Origin of the sequence: Nonomuraea candida (assembly GCF_000725485.1) — a bacterium.
Taxonomy (GTDB): Bacteria; Actinomycetota; Actinomycetes; order Streptosporangiales; family Streptosporangiaceae; genus Nonomuraea; species Nonomuraea candida.
The window spans coordinates 60,153-77,241 of record NZ_JOAG01000043.1 but is presented as its reverse complement, the minus strand read 5'-3'; the positions used below and the strand labels follow the sequence as shown (position 1 = coordinate 77,241).

Annotated in this window: 22 protein-coding genes, 1 tRNA gene and 2 pseudogenes; 14 read left to right on the top strand and 11 right to left on the bottom strand. The window is 70.5% G+C overall.

Features of this window, described 5'->3' with window-relative positions; genetic code table 11:
• The first annotated feature begins 353 nt into the window (after nucleotides 1–353).
• Both IO39_RS59145 and IO39_RS34350 read left to right on the top strand, forming a co-directional pair.
• Nucleotides 354–518 carry a nitroreductase/quinone reductase family protein gene (locus IO39_RS59145; RefSeq protein WP_281200287.1) on the top strand — a complete coding sequence of 55 codons (165 nt, stop codon included), beginning with the start codon at nucleotides 354–356 and terminating at the stop codon, nucleotides 516–518.
• A 270-nt stretch (nucleotides 519–788) separates the two neighbouring features.
• Nucleotides 789–1,274 carry a pyridoxamine 5'-phosphate oxidase family protein gene (locus IO39_RS34350; protein ID WP_043632194.1) on the top strand — a complete coding sequence of 162 codons (486 nt, stop codon included), beginning with the start codon at nucleotides 789–791 and terminating at the stop codon, nucleotides 1,272–1,274.
• Nucleotides 1,275–1,411: 137 nt separating this feature from the next.
• Here the strand turns inward: IO39_RS34350 and IO39_RS34345 are convergent, their stop codons facing one another.
• Complete coding sequence (locus IO39_RS34345; protein WP_043632264.1) at nucleotides 1,412–2,431, bottom strand: nitrilase family protein; 1,020 nt, start codon at nucleotides 2,429–2,431, stop codon at nucleotides 1,412–1,414.
• Between the two features lie 93 nt (nucleotides 2,432–2,524).
• Here IO39_RS34345 and IO39_RS34340 point away from each other — a divergent pair, with 93 nt between their 5' ends.
• Entirely contained in the window at nucleotides 2,525–3,403 is an 879-nt protein-coding gene (locus tag IO39_RS34340; protein ID WP_043632193.1) for a LysR family transcriptional regulator, read from the top strand.
• Nucleotides 3,404–3,451: 48 nt separating this feature from the next.
• On the opposite strand, the gene IO39_RS55135 is transcribed toward IO39_RS34340, so the two are convergent.
• Together IO39_RS55135 and IO39_RS55130 are read right to left on the bottom strand one after the other, a co-directional pair.
• A complete protein-coding gene (locus IO39_RS55135; RefSeq protein WP_157549247.1) occupies nucleotides 3,452–4,222 on the bottom strand; it encodes a hypothetical protein in 771 nt (256 codons plus the stop codon).
• Complete coding sequence (locus tag IO39_RS55130) at nucleotides 4,219–4,419, bottom strand: hypothetical protein (RefSeq protein ID WP_157549245.1); 201 nt, start codon at nucleotides 4,417–4,419, stop codon at nucleotides 4,219–4,221. Before IO39_RS55130 ends, IO39_RS55135 begins: the two co-directional genes overlap by 4 nt.
• 474 nt (nucleotides 4,420–4,893) lie before the next feature.
• Here IO39_RS55130 and IO39_RS34330 point away from each other — a divergent pair, with 474 nt between their 5' ends.
• From IO39_RS34330 to IO39_RS34300, 8 genes are all read left to right on the top strand, one after another.
• Nucleotides 4,894–5,568 (top strand): hypothetical protein, encoded by a 675-nt coding sequence (locus tag IO39_RS34330; RefSeq protein WP_157549243.1) that lies wholly within the window; start codon nucleotides 4,894–4,896, stop codon nucleotides 5,566–5,568.
• 4 nt (nucleotides 5,569–5,572) lie between these two features.
• Nucleotides 5,573–6,079 carry a hypothetical protein gene (locus IO39_RS34325; protein ID WP_157549241.1) on the top strand — a complete coding sequence of 169 codons (507 nt, stop codon included), beginning with the start codon at nucleotides 5,573–5,575 and terminating at the stop codon, nucleotides 6,077–6,079.
• Nucleotides 6,076–6,570 (top strand): hypothetical protein, encoded by a 495-nt coding sequence (locus tag IO39_RS34320; protein WP_043632180.1) that lies wholly within the window; start codon nucleotides 6,076–6,078, stop codon nucleotides 6,568–6,570. Before IO39_RS34325 ends, IO39_RS34320 begins: the two co-directional genes overlap by 4 nt.
• Nucleotides 6,571–6,576: 6 nt before the next feature.
• Nucleotides 6,577–6,735, top strand: coding sequence for a hypothetical protein (locus IO39_RS55125; protein ID WP_157549239.1), 159 nt, complete (start codon nucleotides 6,577–6,579; stop codon nucleotides 6,733–6,735).
• Nucleotides 6,736–6,789: 54 nt separating this feature from the next.
• Nucleotides 6,790–7,290 carry a hypothetical protein gene (locus IO39_RS34315; protein ID WP_157549237.1) on the top strand — a complete coding sequence of 167 codons (501 nt, stop codon included), beginning with the start codon at nucleotides 6,790–6,792 and terminating at the stop codon, nucleotides 7,288–7,290.
• A complete protein-coding gene (locus tag IO39_RS34310; protein ID WP_052423720.1) occupies nucleotides 7,291–7,824 on the top strand; it encodes a MauE/DoxX family redox-associated membrane protein in 534 nt (177 codons plus the stop codon).
• Nucleotides 7,825–7,856: 32 nt separating this feature from the next.
• Nucleotides 7,857–8,363: a hypothetical protein gene (locus IO39_RS34305; RefSeq protein WP_043632176.1), complete on the top strand. Its 507-nt coding sequence runs from the start codon at nucleotides 7,857–7,859 to the stop codon at nucleotides 8,361–8,363.
• Nucleotides 8,364–8,664: 301 nt separating this feature from the next.
• Nucleotides 8,665–9,087: a hypothetical protein gene (locus IO39_RS34300; protein WP_043632174.1), complete on the top strand. Its 423-nt coding sequence runs from the start codon at nucleotides 8,665–8,667 to the stop codon at nucleotides 9,085–9,087.
• Between the two features lie 20 nt (nucleotides 9,088–9,107).
• Here IO39_RS34300 and IO39_RS34295 read toward each other — a convergent pair whose 3' ends face one another.
• From IO39_RS34295 to selD, 4 genes are all read right to left on the bottom strand, one after another.
• Nucleotides 9,108–9,521 (bottom strand): rhodanese-like domain-containing protein, encoded by a 414-nt coding sequence (locus IO39_RS34295; RefSeq protein ID WP_043632170.1) that lies wholly within the window; start codon nucleotides 9,519–9,521, stop codon nucleotides 9,108–9,110.
• Entirely contained in the window at nucleotides 9,514–11,250 is a 1,737-nt protein-coding gene (gene selB, locus IO39_RS34290; protein ID WP_043632164.1) for a selenocysteine-specific translation elongation factor, read from the bottom strand. The genes IO39_RS34295 and selB overlap by 8 nt, the downstream gene beginning before the upstream one ends.
• Nucleotides 11,251–11,384: 134 nt before the next feature.
• Nucleotides 11,385–11,478: transfer RNA gene (locus IO39_RS34285), tRNA-Sec, on the bottom strand.
• Between the two features lie 121 nt (nucleotides 11,479–11,599).
• Entirely contained in the window at nucleotides 11,600–12,592 is a 993-nt protein-coding gene (gene selD / locus IO39_RS34280; protein WP_043632159.1) for a selenide, water dikinase SelD, read from the bottom strand.
• 139 nt (nucleotides 12,593–12,731) lie between these two features.
• Between selD and selA the strand changes: the two genes are divergently transcribed.
• Nucleotides 12,732–14,042 carry an L-seryl-tRNA(Sec) selenium transferase gene (gene selA, locus IO39_RS34275; RefSeq protein ID WP_043632157.1) on the top strand — a complete coding sequence of 437 codons (1,311 nt, stop codon included), beginning with the start codon at nucleotides 12,732–12,734 and terminating at the stop codon, nucleotides 14,040–14,042.
• A gap of 485 nt (nucleotides 14,043–14,527) precedes the next feature.
• Nucleotides 14,528–15,097: a CPBP family intramembrane glutamic endopeptidase gene (locus IO39_RS53290; RefSeq protein ID WP_169789174.1), complete on the top strand. Its 570-nt coding sequence runs from the start codon at nucleotides 14,528–14,530 to the stop codon at nucleotides 15,095–15,097.
• Here IO39_RS53290 and IO39_RS34270 read toward each other — a convergent pair.
• Nucleotides 14,982–15,401: a DUF2867 domain-containing protein gene (locus IO39_RS34270; protein ID WP_084773959.1), complete on the bottom strand. Its 420-nt coding sequence runs from the start codon at nucleotides 15,399–15,401 to the stop codon at nucleotides 14,982–14,984. The genes IO39_RS53290 and IO39_RS34270 overlap by 116 nt on opposite strands.
• A 67-nt stretch (nucleotides 15,402–15,468) precedes the next feature.
• A pseudogene (locus IO39_RS59740) lies at nucleotides 15,469–15,600 on the bottom strand (NIPSNAP family protein); the annotation flags it as partial.
• A 97-nt stretch (nucleotides 15,601–15,697) separates the two neighbouring features.
• Between IO39_RS59740 and IO39_RS34265 the strand changes: the two are divergent.
• Nucleotides 15,698–16,279 (top strand): TetR/AcrR family transcriptional regulator, encoded by a 582-nt coding sequence (locus IO39_RS34265; RefSeq protein WP_043632155.1) that lies wholly within the window; start codon nucleotides 15,698–15,700, stop codon nucleotides 16,277–16,279.
• On the opposite strand, the gene IO39_RS51220 is transcribed toward IO39_RS34265, so the two are convergent.
• Both IO39_RS51220 and IO39_RS59935 read right to left on the bottom strand, forming a co-directional pair.
• On the bottom strand, nucleotides 16,276–16,737 hold the full coding sequence (locus tag IO39_RS51220) for a hypothetical protein (RefSeq protein WP_052423718.1): 462 nt from the start codon (nucleotides 16,735–16,737) through the stop codon (nucleotides 16,276–16,278). The two genes, IO39_RS34265 and IO39_RS51220, sit on opposite strands and share 4 nt — an antisense overlap.
• 196 nt (nucleotides 16,738–16,933) lie before the next feature.
• A pseudogene (locus IO39_RS59935) lies at nucleotides 16,934–17,080 on the bottom strand (Tn3 family transposase); the annotation flags it as partial.
• Nucleotides 17,081–17,089: the final 9 nt, after the last annotated feature.

The window sequence follows — 17,089 nt, the reverse complement described above, 5'->3', positions numbered from 1 at the left end:
GCCGCGCTCTTCCTGGCCGCCGACGCGACCTTCACCACCAACGTCGAGTTCCCGGTCGACGGCGGCTTCGCCCAGGGCCTCAGCAGCACCCACTGAGCCCACCCCCACCGGCCACCGCCGGCCACCACCACCGGCCGCCACCAGCCACCACCACCGGCCACCACCACCGGCCACCACCACCGGCCGCCACCAGCCGCCGTCCCGCCCAGGGACGGAACGGCGGCCCGGGACCAGAAAGGTCAAAGCCATGAGAAACGAGACCGACACCTTCACGATCACCGCCCATCCGGCCGGGCGTCAGCCGGTGGCCGGCGCCGGGCCCGTGCGGGGCGTCACCGGGGCAGGCCGCTGATGTGGGACGACGCCGCCGACAGCCCCGACCCGTCGGTCGCCGAGCATGTCAACGGGAGCGGCTCTGGCGCATGATGACCGAGCTCGCGCCGGTCTACCGGACCTACGAGGCCAGGAGCCGCAGGCAGATCCCCGTGGTCGTCCTGGAGCCCATCAGACCAAGGTAGACAGATCTGCCCGGGCCGGATCGCCCGCGCCGTAGGAAGCCCACGGACGTGACTCAGGGCGGGCGGATCTCCCGGCCTCATGGCCGGGGCCGAATCCGCGCGGGTGGGCGGCCCGGTTCAGGGTCAGCCCCTCCGCCGGAGCCGCGCAGGCGGTCTCGTTCGCGGCGGCGCGGCACGGTCGTCATGGCCTCCGGCCTGCGCCCCCCGTCGCCTCCCGAACCGGCCCAAGAATCCGCCCCCCGCAATCGTTTGAGCAGCAAGGAGACAACGATGGCCAACCACGTGACGTCGTTCGACGAGATCAAGGATCAGTTCGACACCTACATCGGCGACATCGTGTACGCGACCATGACCACCGTCGACCAGAAGGGACGACCCCGCGCACGGGTACTGATCCCCGTCTGGGAGAACGTCGACGGCCTGCCACTGGGCTGGCTCGCCACCTACAAGACACCTGTCAAGGCCGCCCACCTGGCGGGCAACCCGCATAGCACGTTCTCCTACTGGACGCCGCGGCAGAACGCGGTGAGCATCGACACCGTCGCCACCTGGGTCGACGACCTGGAGACCAAGCGCCATGTCTGGGACCTCTACCGGCGTACGAGTCCGCCGGGGGCCGGCTACAACCTGGGCAACTTCTGGCGTGACCCGGCCGACCCGAAGCTGCACGTGCTGCGGCTGGAGCCGTGGCGCGTGCAGGTGATCAGGCGCGGCAACCTGCCCGGCAGACTCTGGTACGCGCCGGGGAAACGCTGAACGACCTGAAGACACCACCGAGCCGTCCCGTTCCATGATCGGTGACCGCCTCCGTACGTGTGGGCAGGACGTGGCACGCCGCGTCGAAGTTCAGGACGCCGTCGCGGGCTTCGTTGAGTGCCAGGGGCGGTGGCCGATCAGCTCCGGCCAGATTGCGGGACGCGGAGGATGGGCACTGGATCGCCGGCGAAACGCGCGGTGCGCGGATCGCGCTCGTCGCCGAACCGGCGGGTGAGGATGTCGTACAGTTCGGGACGCCGGCCCTGCAGCCAGCGGCGTCCGGTGGACAAGGACAGCAGGCTCAGGTCGAGGTCGGCGGCGACCACGGCGTCAGCGGCGGCCCAGGTCTCGGCGAGGATGCGGCCGTAGGGGTCGAGGATCATCGCGTTGCCGGTACGGATCTCGTCATCATCCTTCCCGACACCATTGCTGAACACGACAAACAGGCCGTTGTCGTGGGCCCGGGCGGGCAGCCAGCGCATCAGCCACTCGCGTCCGTTCGGTCCGCGCAGCTCTGCTTCGATCGCTTCGGGGTCGTGGTGCCTGCGGTGCCAGAGCTCTGCGGGGATGGGCCGCATGCCATGGGGGCTGCGGGAGGCGGTGCCGCCGGTCTGGTGCGGTGCGATGAGCACGGAGGCGCCCATCAGTGCGGTCGCCCGTACGTTCTCGACCAGGTTGTTGTCCCAGCAGATCAGGATGCCCGCGCGTACGCCCCACGGAGTGTCGAAGACGGTGTAGGCGTCGCCGCTGCTGATCGCCTCGTGTTCGAAGGCGTGCAGCTTGCGGTGCCGGTGGACCTGCCCGTCCGGCAGGCATACGGCATAGCTGTTGAACAGCCGCCCCTCCTCGCCGGCCTCCAGGAACCCCACACCCACAGCCACGCCGCGCTCCACCGCCAGATCGCGTACGCGCGTGACGGATGGCCCCGTCAACGGCTCGGCCAGCTCGCGCAGCCGCTCGGCCGGATGCCGACGCAGGTGCCAGTAGCCCAGCAAGCACATCTCCGGGAAGGCGACGATGTGCGCCCCACCGCCGACGGCCTCCCGCACGTAGTGTTCGACCCTGCCCAGGTTGTAGGCCTTGTCATCCGGCCGGTGCTCGAACTGCACGCTCGCGCATCGCAACACCTCGCCATTCGCCTTGTCTGGCTGCTCCATCATGGCCTCCCGCCATCCGTTCGGACACCAGGACATCGCACGAGACTCCGATGCGTCCAATGAATGTTTTATGGCGTTCCATAGGATGAACGAATGGATATCGGTCTGCTCCGCGCCTTTCTCACCGTGGCCGAGCAGCGCAACTACGGGCGCGCCGCCCAGCTGCTCCTGGTGACGCAGCCCACGCTGACGAAGCAGATCCAGTCCCTGGAGGCACAGGTCGGGGGCCGGCTGTTCCACCGCGGGCGCCACGGCGCCACACTCACCGAGCTGGGCGCGGCCCTGTGGCCGGAGGCGCAGGATCTGGTGCGACGGGCCGACGCCCTGGCCGTGCGGATGGCCAGGATGGCCGGCGGCGAGATCGGCAGGCTGTCGGTCGGCTTCGGGCTCTCCAGCATCGACCTGACACCGCGCCTGGTGGCGGCCTTCCGGCGCAGCCGCCCCGACGCGTACGTCACGCTGGAGGACATGTCCTCCCAGGAGCAGCTCGACAGGCTTCGCGCGGCCGAACTGGACGTCGGCTTCGTCCGCCTTCCCGATGAGGACGGCTGGGGGCGGCTGATCCTGGGGACCGACCGCCTCGCGCTCGCCTCGGCCGATCATGGCGATCCCCCTCCGCCGGACCCGGCAGACATCTCACGCTGGGTGGATCGCCGTGATTTCGTCCAGTTGGCGACAGCCAGAGGCCCAGGACTGGCACGTCAGATCAACCGCTTCTGCACCGCCGTGGGGGCCCGGCCCCGCATCTTCCAGGAGGCGCACGACCTGCAGACCGTGCTGGCGCTCGTGGCGGCCGGGAGCGACGCCGCGTTCGTCCCGGCGAGCGCCGCCCGCATCGCTCCTCCGCCGATCACGATCACGCCGCTCCGGCATCCGGCAGCGGAGTGGCGCATCGCCGCCGTCTGGAATCCCGGTCATCTCCCGCCGCTGGTCGCGAGCTTTCTCGACCTCGTCCGCGATGGCTCGGCCTGATGAGACGCCGGTTACTTGATCAGGACCGCGCGGTGAGTATGGCGCCGACTACGGCGACGCCGGCCTGATCTCAACCGGGCAGGAACTGGCACGGCGGCAAGCCGAAGCCCGCCGGCGGATCGAGGAGCCTGGCCGGCAGCTTGCCGAGGTGCGGGCGCGGCTGGAGGCCGAGGAAGAGCGGCTGTCTCGGCCGCTGATCGCCTCCGAGGTGGTGGAGGAGATCTTGAGCGGGCAGGACCCTCGTGCCAGGCGGGGAAGCCTGGCGTGCTCCAGTTGTGGCCTGGTCGACGAGGAGGGAAGGCGCCGGCGTTGTTCGGATTGAGCGCCGCCTCGATGTGGTCGATGGCCGGAGGCCGGCAACTTCGGATGGAAGACGGCCGTCGCGTCAGGGTGGGTGTGCCAATCCGAGACGTCTGCTGTTGTCCGGGCCACGCCGCCGCAGTCGGTGGTGGATGAGGACGACCCCTGGTCCACCCCCACCTGAATGAACAGACCACTTAGTTTGTCCGACGAATACTTGACGCGTCCGTCGTGGTCGACGACGGCGAAATCGTCCAGGCGGACGAACATTTTCAGGTCAGTGGGCTTGAGGCCGGTTCCCGCGCCGCCCACCACTGCATTCTCGGCCTGTTCGCCCAGGTGGCCGTGAATGATCCAGGTCGCGCGAAGGCGAAATGCGTGGTCGTCGAACGGCTCTTCGGCAATTTCCAAGACTTCGCTCAGAACTGCTTGCCGAGAAAGCCCGTCAGGCTTGTGGATCCCGACGCGGCCCCCTTCGCGTCCGCCTTCCGCCAGGACCCGGAGCCGGGGTTTGTTCAAAGCCCTGGATGTGAAGGTACGCAGACCATGCCGGCCGGCACGTTGCCGGCGCTGCCGGTCCAGATCTGGCCGGTGCCCTGACCGGTCACGGCGGGGTCGTGTTCGAACTCGGCCCGTACCGGTTGGGCGGCCGGGTCGGTGACCGTGGCGCGCAGAGCCGGGGTCAGGCTGGTGGCCGCGGTGAGGCCGTCCACCATCTGGGAGGGGTGGCCTGGAAGGTGCGCACCGCGGGGTCGGGCACGTCCACGGTAGTGACCTGCCAGTCCGACCACGCCGAGGCGGCCGAGGACGAGACCGCGCGGGCTCGCCGGCGGATCTCCACCCGTCGGTCGGCTTCCCGGCGGGTACGCCGACGGTGGCCTGGCCGCCGGAGGAGCCTCGCGATCACGTTGTGTGTTCGGCGATCCGGCTCAGGTGAAACGTGGTCACCTGAGCTGCGAAGACGACGTCGGGGTCAGTCATGGGCTGCCTCATTAGCCTTTCGGAAATTACCCCTGATCCATGACATGAGCAAGATCTTGACCGTTTATAGGCCGCCATGAGATATTCCGATCTGATCTTGGTGATGCCCGGCAAGACGTCCGGCGCGTACACACTCCCTCCCAGTACAAAGCCCCAGGCGGGCGCCATTTCGGCGTGCCCGCCCACCCCCGCGGAAGGCGAACATGCAAGTGCGTGCACCGAACGGACAGAGTCTTGTCGTCGACGGAAATACCCAGGCCTTCATCGGCGGCTGGGCCTATCTCATCTGGGCGCACGGTCCCACCGGTGGCACCCGCTTCCAGGTCACACCGGCGGGATCCGCCGAGATCGTGTCCAAGCAGCTGGGCGACTGGTCGCGCTACACCGTGCGTGAGGCGCAGTGGAACGGCGGCCGGATCCTGTCGATGGAGGACCCGGAGCACGGGACGACCAACATGGTGTGGGTGGGACCGCACAACGAGGTCGCCACCTTCTTCAACGGCACAGGTGTGCCCTTCGAAACGTTCATGGACATCCTGGCCAAGTTCGACATCCAGGACAGTCCAGATGGGCTGACCATGCTGCCGCGGGCGGGTTCGGGCCTGACTCTCGGCAACCTGCTGGCGGTCAACACCATCGACCAGGTCTGCAACGTCCAGGTCAAGCCGGTCGCGGACGCCTCGGAGGCGATCCCTCGCTCGTCGGGCAAGCGTGTGCGCGGCGGTGCGATGTGGCGCGTCGACGAGCGGGACGCGGCGGGCGGGGTGCAGACCCGCTCGGTCCTCGTGGTCAACGACACCGCCGCGACGACCGTCGTCGCCGCCCGTCCGGATGATGTGCGCTTCATCGACGTCGTCGAGTCCATCTCGTGCAGGCTGAGCTGAACCGATGAGAGCGTTTCTGGATTCGGTGGCGGTGCTGTCCTTCCTGGGAACGGTGCTGCTGCTCTTCGCCTTCGCCGCGCTGCTGAACATGATCCGGGAGCTGCAGGGCAAGCTGCTTCAGGCGCAGGCCGCCACGCCCGCGGCGCCCGCGGTCAGATCGGTCGCCAGATTCGGCTCCGACGACGGCCTGCCCACGTTCGTCCTGGTCGTGTCCGAGCGCTGCCCCAACTGCCAGGAGCGTTCGCGCCGTCTCGCCGCCGTGGCCGGGCCGGACATGGCCGGGCACGCCGTGCTGCTGGCCTCCGCCGACCGTTGCGCCGAGTGGGTGGCCGGCAGTGAGGTCGTGCCCGTCATCGACGCCGCACTTCTCGGCACGGTCGCCGTCGGGGCGACCCCGACGCTGGTCAAGTATTCCGCCGACGGAACAGAGGAGTGGCGCAGGGTCGTCGGTTCCGACGACGACCTCGACGCCTTCCTCGCCGTCAGCCCCTCAGAGAGGTTGAGCGCATGACACTCGATGTCGACCGTTACTGGGCCGACGTGCCTTCCGTGGAGGACGAGCCCGACACCGGCGGGCGCCGCCGCCTGCCACGGCTGGCTCCTTCTCGCCGGACCGTCTTCAAGACGATGGGTGTGCTGGGCGGCGCCCTGGCCCTGAACGTCCTGTCCGCCCTGCCTGGCAGGAACAACAGCGCCCACGCGGCGGTGGGCACCGAGTACACCGACTGCGCCGGCTACAGCAACAACGCCGGCTACAACAACAACACCAAGGTCTGCGTGGGCGCCCCCTACTCCAGGAGCTACTGCGGCTCCGACGGCTGGTTCCTGCGCTCCTCCGGCACCTGCTACAACAGCTACGCGATCAAGGCATGCGGTGCGGGCAGCCTGACCGACAGGAACGCCTGGCGGTGGACGCACAGCGGCAGAAGCTACCGCTGTGCCGACGGAAACGTTGCCACCTGCGGCGGAACCACCTTCTACATCTGCTCCTGGGCCCTGTAGGACAGGATGAGCAACACCTTCGCCGCCACCCGGGTCGCGCTCGGCATCGCGCTGAGCACGGCCCTGGTGGTGGCCGCCCACCAGCTCTGGACCCCGTCGTTCGCCCCGCTCGCCTGGGCGCTGCTGGGGGTGAGCGCCGGGTTCTCGCTGTCCGGCTCCGTTTGAAGCCTCAACTCAGCGGACCTGCTGACCTCGTCGGTCTGGCGAGGCAAGTTGCCGGTGTTCAGCACCGGACTCATGCTCGGCGCGCTGCTGGCCGGGCTCGTCACCGGGGCGCTCGGCGGGCTGGCCTCGATCATCCCGGAAGCGGTGCGGTTGTGGGCGCTCGCGCCGTTCGTCGCCGTCATCATGCTGTTCGAACTGGCCGGGCGGCCGCTGTCGCTGCCGCAGAACCGCCGGCTCGTGCCGCAGGACGTCATCCCTCGCGCCGATTTCGCCGGGCCTCTGCAGTTCGGCTTCGAGATGGGCACGGGTGTGCGCACCTTCACTCCGACGGCGCTGCCGCAGTTGCTCGTGCTGGTCATCGTGCTGGCCGGGGGGCTGGGGCCGGGCCTGCTGGCCGGGCTGGGCTTCGGCGTGGGCAGGACGCTCATGCCGCTCTCCCGCGCGCTCAGCGGCGACCCGCGCCGGTGGGACACGAAGCTGCTGGGTTCGACGGCCTGGGTGGGTCGCCTGTGCGCGACAGGGTTCCTGCTGGCGCTCGCCCTCATTTGGAGCTAGATGACCGTCTATGACACGCTTCCCGCCTGCTTCGCGCTGACGGGCGCCGTGCTGCTGGTTGTCGCCGCGGTGAGCCGCCGCGGCGACCTGACGGCGGTGATCAAGGCGCACGGCCTGCTTCCGGCGTTCTCGGTACGGCTCGCGCCGCTGATCGGCCCTGCCGAGGGCCTGGCCGGTGCCGCCGTACTGGCCGGTTGGGTGAGCGGCGAAGCCGTGCTGTTGCGGTTCGCCGCCGCGGCCGTGGCGCTGTGGTACCTGGCGCTGGCCGGCTACCTGGCCGTCCTGCTTCGGCGTAAGGGCAGGGTGCCGTGCGGATGCCTGGACGAGACCAGCCCGGCGTCGCCCGTCAAGGTCGGCCGCGCCGTGCTGCTGGCCCTGGCGACGGCGCCGTTCGCGGTCGGGTGGCCGCCGATGCAGGCCGAGATGAGCGCGCGGCTGATCGCCTGCGGGCTGGCCGTCTTCACGGCGGGGTTCCTGATCGTCGCGGGCAAGGTGGCCGATCTCCGGGGAACCTCCGTGGCCCACGAGCAGTAACCATTCTGACGACCTCCCGGGGAGGGCGAGACATGAACCGCACGATCGCGATCATCATGATGCTGCTCTGCACCGCCTGTGGCACGACGACGGCGCGGCAGGCCGGTCCTCCGTCGCTGCTTCTGGGCCCGGACCAGCTCAAGGACGGCCGCACGTGGACGGTCGCGAGCACTTCACAGGGCACCTGGCACGACCTGGACGCGGACCTGGTGCCCTGCGGGAGACGTGACATCGTGCCGGTGGAAGCCCCGGCCCAGTGGCGATCCTTCACCGCGACGGACGGGGCCACGGTGACGCAGGTCGTGGTGAACGGCGTGGACGCGATGGATGCGTTCAAGCTCTTCTACACCGAGTGCGGCGCGGTCGGTGAGGTCGACTCGATGGTGGGGCCCAAGAACGTCGCGCGCCACGACGGCGAGGTGGAGGTGGCGGCGATGTCGAAGGACAGGTTCGTCGTCCTCGGCGGCACCGTCTCCAACACGCAGCTCCAACTGTTCGCCGAGACCGCGCGCATCCATCTGGACGGCCTGTCGTCCTAGACGGGGCCCGGCGAACCGAGATAAAGATCAACAGTTGAACACAGGAGTCATCGCCTTACCAGGGATCTCTGTTGCGTTGTGCCGCCGTCGCGGTCACGAGGCTCGCGTCGCGTTCCTGACACGCCCGGTCACCCGTCAACCGGACAGAGATCAACTCGGCTGCGCTCACCTCCGCCTGCGGCCCGGCCTTCCGAAAAGCCGGCGCTCTTGACCCCGGATCCGGCAAGGACCAGCACAGACGCGGGCCGGAGCGTCGCCCGCCCTCCTTACTTGTGGATGAACAGCGAAAGGTTTCTTTGTCATGACTGCTTCCCGTGTCCTCGTTCGCGCCGCGGTGGTGACCGTGCTCGGCGCGGTGCTCGCGGCACCCGCCCTGCCCGCGAGCGCGGCCACCCCGGAGAGCGTTTGCGGGTCCGGCTACCGGATCATCGACCGAATGACGGATTCGCCCTGGGGCACGTACTACCTGCTTTACAACGGCAGCAACGGTCACAACTGTGTCGTCGCGATGAAGGACAGGGGAGCGGGCACTGCGACGTTCACCGAGGCACGCCTTCAGGTGTCGGGGTCGTCCACCATCCACCGTGACAACGGCCAGTACAAGCACTACGCCGGGCCGGTGCGGGCGTACGCCAACAACAGGTGCGTCCAGTGGGGTGGCAGGTTCTCCGACTACACCGGCCAGACCTTCCAGACGCTGAGCGGCTGGGAGCACTGCAGCTGAGTCCGGATGTCGCCGGGGACCTACTCTCCCGGCCCGCGTGGTGCCGTGGGCCGGGCAGGGTGGACCGTCGGCAGGCCGGCCTCCACCCAGGCGTCGAACCCGCCGATGACATCGGTGGCGTTGAGCAACCCGAGCTCCCGTAGCGCCGCCGCGGCCAGTGAGGACGAATATCCCTCCGCGCAGATCACGATCCACTGGATATGGGGGGAGTCCGCCTCCGGGATGCGGGACCCGCACGTAGGGTCGAGCCGCCACTCCAGGTGGTTGCGCTCGACCACGACGGCGCCGGGGATCTCGCCCGCGGCCCTGCGCTGATGCTCGGGACGGGTGTCGACGATCCTCGCGCCATGGCCCGCCGCGGCCCACGCCTCCACGGGCCGCAGCCGCGGAAGTCCCTCACGAGCGCGCGCCAGCAGCCGGTCGACCTCAGCCACGCCCGCGGAACACTCGCCGGTCGTTGTCGACGCGCTGGGTGATTCCACGGACATCGAGACACTCCAAGATCGGCAGGGCGACGCGGCGGCTGGTGGCCAGGGCGACCCGCGCGTCGCTGACGGTGAAAGGTGAGGGCAGTTCCGCGAGCGCGCCGGCGGCCTTGTCGAGCACGTCGGGCAGGAGCACGACGTTCTTTCCGATCGACATCACCGCGCCCGCACGGAGCGCGGCCGCGAGCGCCTTGCCCGTGAGGCCGAGTTCGTCCAGGCGTTCGGCGGTGGGGGCGTCGAAGGGGCGTTCGGCGAGGTCGGCGGCCAGCTCCGCGACCGCCTTGGCGATCGCGGGAGGCAGCGATCCGCCGGCGGGGAGGATGCGCCCGCCCTCGATCACCAGCGGCGGAGCGACAAGCGCCTCGGCGAGCCGCCGATCGGGCAGCTCGAGGAGCTGGGCCGCGGCGTCCACGGTGATCCCCGGATCGAGCGGGGGCCGTCGCGAGACGTGGTCGGCCAGACGGCGGGACAGCGACGACCAGTGTCCCGGGTCGGCGTACCAGTCGCCCGTCACCGGCGTCGCGTCCGGTGGGCAGCCCATCGCCCTGAGCTCGCGTCCCGTCAGCAGACCATGCCAGCGCAGCAGGGCCGCGGAGTCCGGCAGGGACACCTCGTCGAGCGCGGCCGCCCGGGCCGCGGCGGCGCCCCGGCGCCGTAACGGGGCGGGACGGATGTCCAGTACCCGCAGCCCGGCGACGATCTCCCGCCTGCCGGGGTCGCGGAGCAGGCCCCGCTCTCCCGTCCTGAGGGGCAGGGAACGGCTGAGGGTGAGCCTGGCGGTGTCCGAGCCCAGTGAACGGACCCTGACGTGAACGGCGGCCGATCCCAGGTGGAGAATCGCCGCCCCTCCGGGGACATGTACGGCGGGACTCAGCCGTACGTCGATGACCTGGGTCGGCATCCACGCCTTGGGAGTCACCAGCGCCATGCCGCGAGACAGGTCGTCACGCTCGACGCCGCGGAGGTTGACGGCGACGCGGGCGGTCGCGGAGACCTGTTCCGCCTCCTCGCCGAGTGTCTGAAGCCCCCGGATCCTGACCCGGTGCCCGCCCGCCTCCAGTTCGTCACCGACGCGGAGGGTCCCTCCGGTCAGCGTCCCCGTGACGACGGTCCCGGCCCCTGTGATGGTGAACACCCGGTCGATCCACAACCGGACGGCGTCTTCGGTGTCCGGTTCGGGCAGCGCGGCGGCGAGCCGGGCCAGGGCGGCTTCCAGCTCGTCGAGCCCCTGCCGGGTCCGCCCGCTGGCGACGACCACGTCGATCCCCGCCAGGCCGGTCTCCCGGAGGTGGCCGCGCACCTGCTTCAGGGCGGGCTCGGCGTCCGCGAGGTCGGCCCGGGTGACGACCGCGAGGCCGTGCCGTACGCCGAGGGCGTCGAGCGCGGCCAGGTGCTCGGCAGACTGGGCCTGCCAGCCCTGGTCGGCGGCCACGACGATCATCGCCGCGGGGCACGGCCCCGCTCCGGCCAGCATGTTGGTGACGAACCGCTCGTGCCCGGGGACGTCGACGAACGCCATCCGCTCACCCGATCCGAGCGTCGTCCAGGCGAACCCGAGGTCGATCGTCATGCCGCGGCGGCGTTCCTCGGCCCAGCGGTCGGGCTCCATGCCGGTCAGCGCCCGGACCAGCGTCGACTTGCCGTGGTCCACGTGCCCGGCGGTGGCGATCACGTGCACACGCGCTCCGCGGGGGCCGGCCCGGGTTCTGCCGCCCCGGGTTCTGCCGGCCCGGGTTCTGCCGGCATGGCACCGGTACTCGGCACAGGTCTGCGTCGATTCACTTTCGTACGAATCCCCGATTCGGCTGATCAGCGGAGGCGGACGGGAATCGAACCCGCCGCGCCGAGATGCTCGGCGCCACTGGTTTTGAAGACCAGGAGGGTCACCAGACTCCCAAACGCCTCCGAAAGAGATCATAGACCTCTGATCAACACCGAACGGACGCAATAGGTGTCGTTGGCGCGGGCTCCAGGCCCGGGCTCCAGGCCCGGGCCCGCCCGCCGTCACCGTGCGGGATCAGGCCCGGTCAATCACGCAGGACAACGGTGGGTCCAAGGGGTTCGACCAGCTCGCCGATCACAGGAGCGCCCGGGATCTCCCCGGCGACGAGCAGGCCCCCTGAGGTCTGCGCGTCGGCGAGCAGCAGCAGGGTCTCCTCCGAAACGCCGCCGGGATCCAGGTGAGGGGCCACCCAGTCGAGGTTGCGCCGCGAGCCACCGGGGACGAACCCTTCCCGTACGGCCTGCGCCGCGCCCTCCAGCATCGGGACGGCGGAGGCGTGGATCACCGCGGTGACCCCCGAGCCGCGGGCGAGTTTGTGGAGGTGGCCCAGCAGGCCGAAGCCGGTGACGTCGGTGGCGCACCGGATGCCGGCGGCCAGGGCAGCGCGTGAGGCGTCCGCGTTGAGCTGCGTCATGGTCTCCACGGCGTGCGGAAACACCTCGCCGGTGCTCTTGTGCCGGTTGTTGAGCACGCCCAGGCCGAGTGGCTTGGTCAGCGACAGCGGCAGGCCGGGGCGGCCGGTGTTGTTCTTGAGCAGCCGGTCGGGGTCGGCGATGCCGGTGACGGCCAGACCGTATTTGGGTTCGGCGTCGACGACGCTGTGACCGCCGGCCAGATGGCAGCCGGCGCGCGCCGCCACCTCCGCGCCGCCGCGCAGCACCTCGGCGGCCAGGTCGTAGGGCAGATGGTCAGGGGGCCAGCACAGGAGGTTGAGCGCGACCACAGGGCGCCCGCCCATGGCGTAGACGTCGGAGAGGGCGTTGGCCGCCGCGATGCGCCCCCAGTCGAAGGGGTCGTCGACCACCGGGGTGAAGAAATCGGCCGTGCTGATGATCACGGTTCCGTCCTGCGTGCGGACCACGGCGGCGTCGTCGCCGGATTCCAGGCCCACCAGGAGCTCCGCTTCGGGATCTCGCGGGAACGGCGCCTCCGGCCTGCCCAGTAACTTCTCCAGGTCCCCTGCGGGGATCTTGCAGGCGCAGCCACCGCCTTGGGCATACTGCGTGAGCCTTTTCATGATCGAACTCTAGGGCAATTCCGGTCATGACGGTCAATCGTCGGTGACGCCGCCTGCCCCGATGATCATATGATGCGTGATCAGCCCCGTACGAGACCTGGAGACATTGTGCTCCTCACGCCGATCGGACCTTCCTAGCGTGGCAGATCACCGTCGATCCATCCCGCGCACGGACGCGCTGCTCGCCGACCCCCGGCTGACCGAGGCGCGGCGGCTGCTCGGCCACGCCCGGGTCAAGGCCGCGATCGTCGCCGCGCAGCGGCGCGCCAGAGAGGGAGACCTCCCGCCGGAGGAAGTCCTGACCGCCGCGCTGGCGGCCTTGCCCGCCTCCGCCTCCGGCTTGCGGCCGGTGATCAACGCCACCGGCGTGCTGCTGCACACCAACCTGGGCCGTGCCCCGCTGTCGGCCGCCGCACGCCAGGCGGTGGTGCTGGCCGCCGGCGTCACCGACGTCGAGCTCGATCTGGCCACGGGTGGCCGTGGCAGACGGGGACGTACCGCGCTGGCCGCGCTGGCCGCCGCGGTCCCGGCGGCCGAGGCGGTCCATGTGGTGAACAACAACGCCGCCGCGCTCGCCCTGACGGCCACGGCGCTCGCGGCGGGCGGCGAGATCCTGATCAGCCGCGGGGAGCTCATCGAGATCGGTGACGGTTTCCGCCTTCCCGACCTGCTCGTCTCCACCGGAGCGCGGCTGCGGGAGGTCGGCATGACCAACCGCACCACCATCGCGGACTACGCCGGCGCGATCGGGCCGACGACAGGCATGGTGCTGAAGGTGCACCCGTCCAACTACCGGATCGAGGGCTTCACGGCCGACGTACCGATGGCGCGGCTGTCGGCGCTGTGCCGTGAGCATGACATCCCGCTCGTCGGCGACGTCGGCTCCGGACTGCTGACCCCCGAGCCGTTGCTGCCCCAGGAGCCCGACGTCACGAGCTGGCTGACCGCGGGCGCGGATCTCGTCACCAGTAGCGGGGACAAACTCCTCGGCGGTCCTCAGTGCGGGCTGCTGTTCGGCCGCGCCGGCCTCGTCGACCGGCTGCGCCGCCATCCCCTCGCGCGAGCGCTCCGGGTGGACAAGATCACGCTGGCGGCCCTGGAGGCCACGGTAGCGGGCCCGCCTACTCCGACCTGGGAGAGCCTGCACGCCGACCAGGTCACGCTGCGGTCCCGCGCCGAGAGCCTGGTGGCCCGGCTGCGTGACAGGGGAATCGACGCCGAGGCCGTCGACAGCCGGAGCGTGGTCGGCGGCGGCGGGGCGCCCGGAGTGTCCCTGCCGAGCGCCGCCGTCGCGCTGGACAGGCGAGCGGCCGCCGCGTTGCGCGAGGTGGAACCGCCCGTCCTCGCCCGCGTGGACAACGGGCGATGCCTGCTCGACCTGCGCGCGGTGCCAGCCGACCAGGACGACACGCTGCTGGCCGGTGTCCTCACCGCACTGGCAGGGGAGTGAGCCCGCAGCCGGGTCCGGTCCGGAGGAGCGGCGACGCGCGGCTGGCGGCGAGACTCGGGGGATGGACGACGCCGAACTCCGCGCCGCGTGGGTGACGCCCTAACCGGTCGCCGGCACAGGGAGCGCCGTCGTCCAACGGCCAGGAGGTCCGGCGCACGTTCGACAGGATCACCGGCTACCACGACCTGATGAACCGCCGCATGAGCCTGGGCGGCATGCCGCCTGGTGCAGGAAAGGTCGAGGCGGGCGCGGAAGTCCCGCCGGGCGGCAGCATGCTCGACATCCCCACGGAGACCGGCGTCATCGCCCTCGCCGCAGCTCCCTGGACTTCCGATGGACCTGCCGGTCGGGGCGCTCATGTTCGTCTGTCCGTTCGTCGCGGCCGCCGTCCTGTCGCGTCGCCACGGGGGACGGTTCGGCGCCTGGTCACGGCCACTCTCGTCCCGCGAGGGCGGGCCGAGGCGGCGCGGCTGGGGGCCGCCTTCTTGCTGGTCCCCGCCGTCATGGTGCCCTCGTACGTGGTGGCCTCGTACGTAGTGGCCTCGCCGGTCGCGGGCGAAGGGGGAGCGCACGCCCCGGTCGCGGCCGCGCCGCTGCTGTTCGCCGTCTTCCTCGTCAGCGCCGCGGCCGAAGAGGCGGGCTGGACGGCGTACGCCACCGACCCGCTCCGGCGGCGCCTCGGGGCGCTGGGGGCGGCCGTCGTCCTGGGGGCGGTCTGGGGGGTGTGGCATCTCGTGCCGCTGGCCCAGGCCGGCCGGTCGCCCGCCTGGACGTTTCTCGGCACGGTCGCCGCCCGCGTGATCATGGTGTGGGTCTACCGCGGCTCCGGGGGGAACGTGCCGTCCGCGGCGGTGGTGTTCCACGCCATGCTGAACGTGGTGCCGTCGCTGCTGCCGGGCTACTCGGCCGACGCCACGGTGGTGGCGTGCGCGGCGCTGTTCACCACGCTCGTGGCGGTGCCGCTGGGCGTCCGCCTCCTTCGTGAACCACCGTGTCACGGTTCCGGTCGAGCCAGGCCCGCTCCCATCTGCGGGTCATGGCGGGGTAGACGATGAGGTAGCGGAACGGCTTGATGACGGCCATGTAGATTCTGCCGAACAGGCCGTTGGGCTTGACCAGGGCCGCCATGCGCAACTCGTACCCGCCGCCGGCGGCCGGCACCCAGCCCAGGTGGCAGACCGTGTGGACGGTCCTGTTGGCCAGCTCCTGAGCGGATTCGTCGGTGATTTCGTAGACCGGCGTGAACGGGATGTCGGGATCCTTCACGCCGGCTGTCCGGCGCAGGTCGTCCGGCAGGCGGTCGCGCGGGGAGCGGACCCGCCCGCGCAGGCCCGCCTCGGGCTCGTCCCAGCCGAACATCGCACCCAGCTCGGAAGTCCTCCTCCGAGGCGAACGAGCCGGTGGTGACGACGGCCTTCCCGTCCGGAGTGGTCCAGACCCCGACGGACAGGAAGCCCGGCTGGGCCCGCGACGCCTCGGCGACCTGGTGGCAGAGCCCGACGAACTTCTCGACGTGCTCGGGCGCGGGGTAGTGGAAGGCGACGAAGCCGAACGGCATGACGGTGTCCTCTCTGGTTGTACGGTTGCGTACAAAGTGACGTTAAACCTGTTGTACGGGTGCGTACAACGATCAGTTGAGGTGAGGTGGGCCACAGATGGGCGCTTTGCGTACCCCGCGCGAGAAGTGGATCGAGGAGGGGCTGCGGACGCTGGCGGCGGCCGGAGTCGGCGCGGTCCGGGTCGAAGCGCTGGCCAAGACGCTGGGGGTCACCAAGGGCGGCTTCTACGGCTACTTCACCGACCGTAACGCGCTGCTGGAGGCGATGCTCGACACCTGGGAGCGCGAGAGCATCGACGAGGTCCTCGACCAGGTCGAACGCACGGACGGTGACGCCCGCGCCAAGGTCCTGCTGGCCGGCCGCCTCACGCTCTCCGACCGGCTGCTGCCGATCGACCTGGCGGTACGCGACTGGGCCCGTCGCGACGCGGCCGTCGCCGAACGCCTGCGGCGCGTGGACAACCGGCGCATGGACCTGCTGCGCGAGCAGATCGGCACCTTCTGCAGCGATCCCGACGAGGTCGAGGCACGCAGCCTGCTCGCCTTCTGCCTGAGCATCGGCCACCACTTTCTGGCCGCCGAACACCAGGGCCGCACCTCCGCCCAGGTCCGCGCCCGCGCCGCCGGCATCATCCTCGACGACCGCGACCCGGGTGCTGACCGGGGGCAGGCTCGCTAGTCGCGGGCCTGCCCCGTCTCCGTCTCTGTCCCCGTCCCCGTCTCCGGAACGGGCAGAGGGGTCTTGAGCGCGCGGGCCCGGATGGCCGAGAGCATGACCCGCCGGACGAATCCGCTGCCGAGCCGGATCAGCAGCCAATACCGCAGGAACGCCTGCCGCGCCTCGGGGCTGGTGGCCTGGATCCGCGTCTCGGTGACCAGGCGGACGCGGCCGTCGCCGGCGTCGTCGTCGAGGAAGAAGCTGAACGTGGCCTTCGCGAATCCGGGACGGTCGAAGGCGAGGAAGGTGTCGGCGTCGGTGACCGAGGAGACGTTCTCGGGTCCAAATATACGGTGGCGTATATAAGCCCGGTCGGCGGGGGTGCTGCGCCCGGGCCGCCGCAGCAGGCTCGACAACGCAAGCCGGCGCTCGCCGCACTCACCGTGCCGCGTCGGCGGCGTCGCGGCCCACGCCTTCAACGGCGAGATCGCCGTCGCCGTCGTACGAACACGGCCCTGATGATGGGTCTCCCACCGTTGTGTGACTCCTGCCAGTCCCGGCCCTTCGTACAGCCGTTCATCTCGCCGAGCTGCCGCAGCCCATCGGCCGGGGCAGAGGAGGTGCTGGCATAGCGGGCCAGGACATTCGAGGTGGGCGTGGCCGAGCGGGCTGAGCGGCCAGCCGGTGCCGGGATTCCTGGACGGTGAGCTGTTTGTTGAGCTTGCGGCGGTAGGCGTCGTCGATCGGGTCCAGGATGGACAGCAGGTGAAGGGTATCGTCGATGCGGCCGTACTCGGCGAACGCCTGCCCCGGCGGGGTCGGTATCAGCGG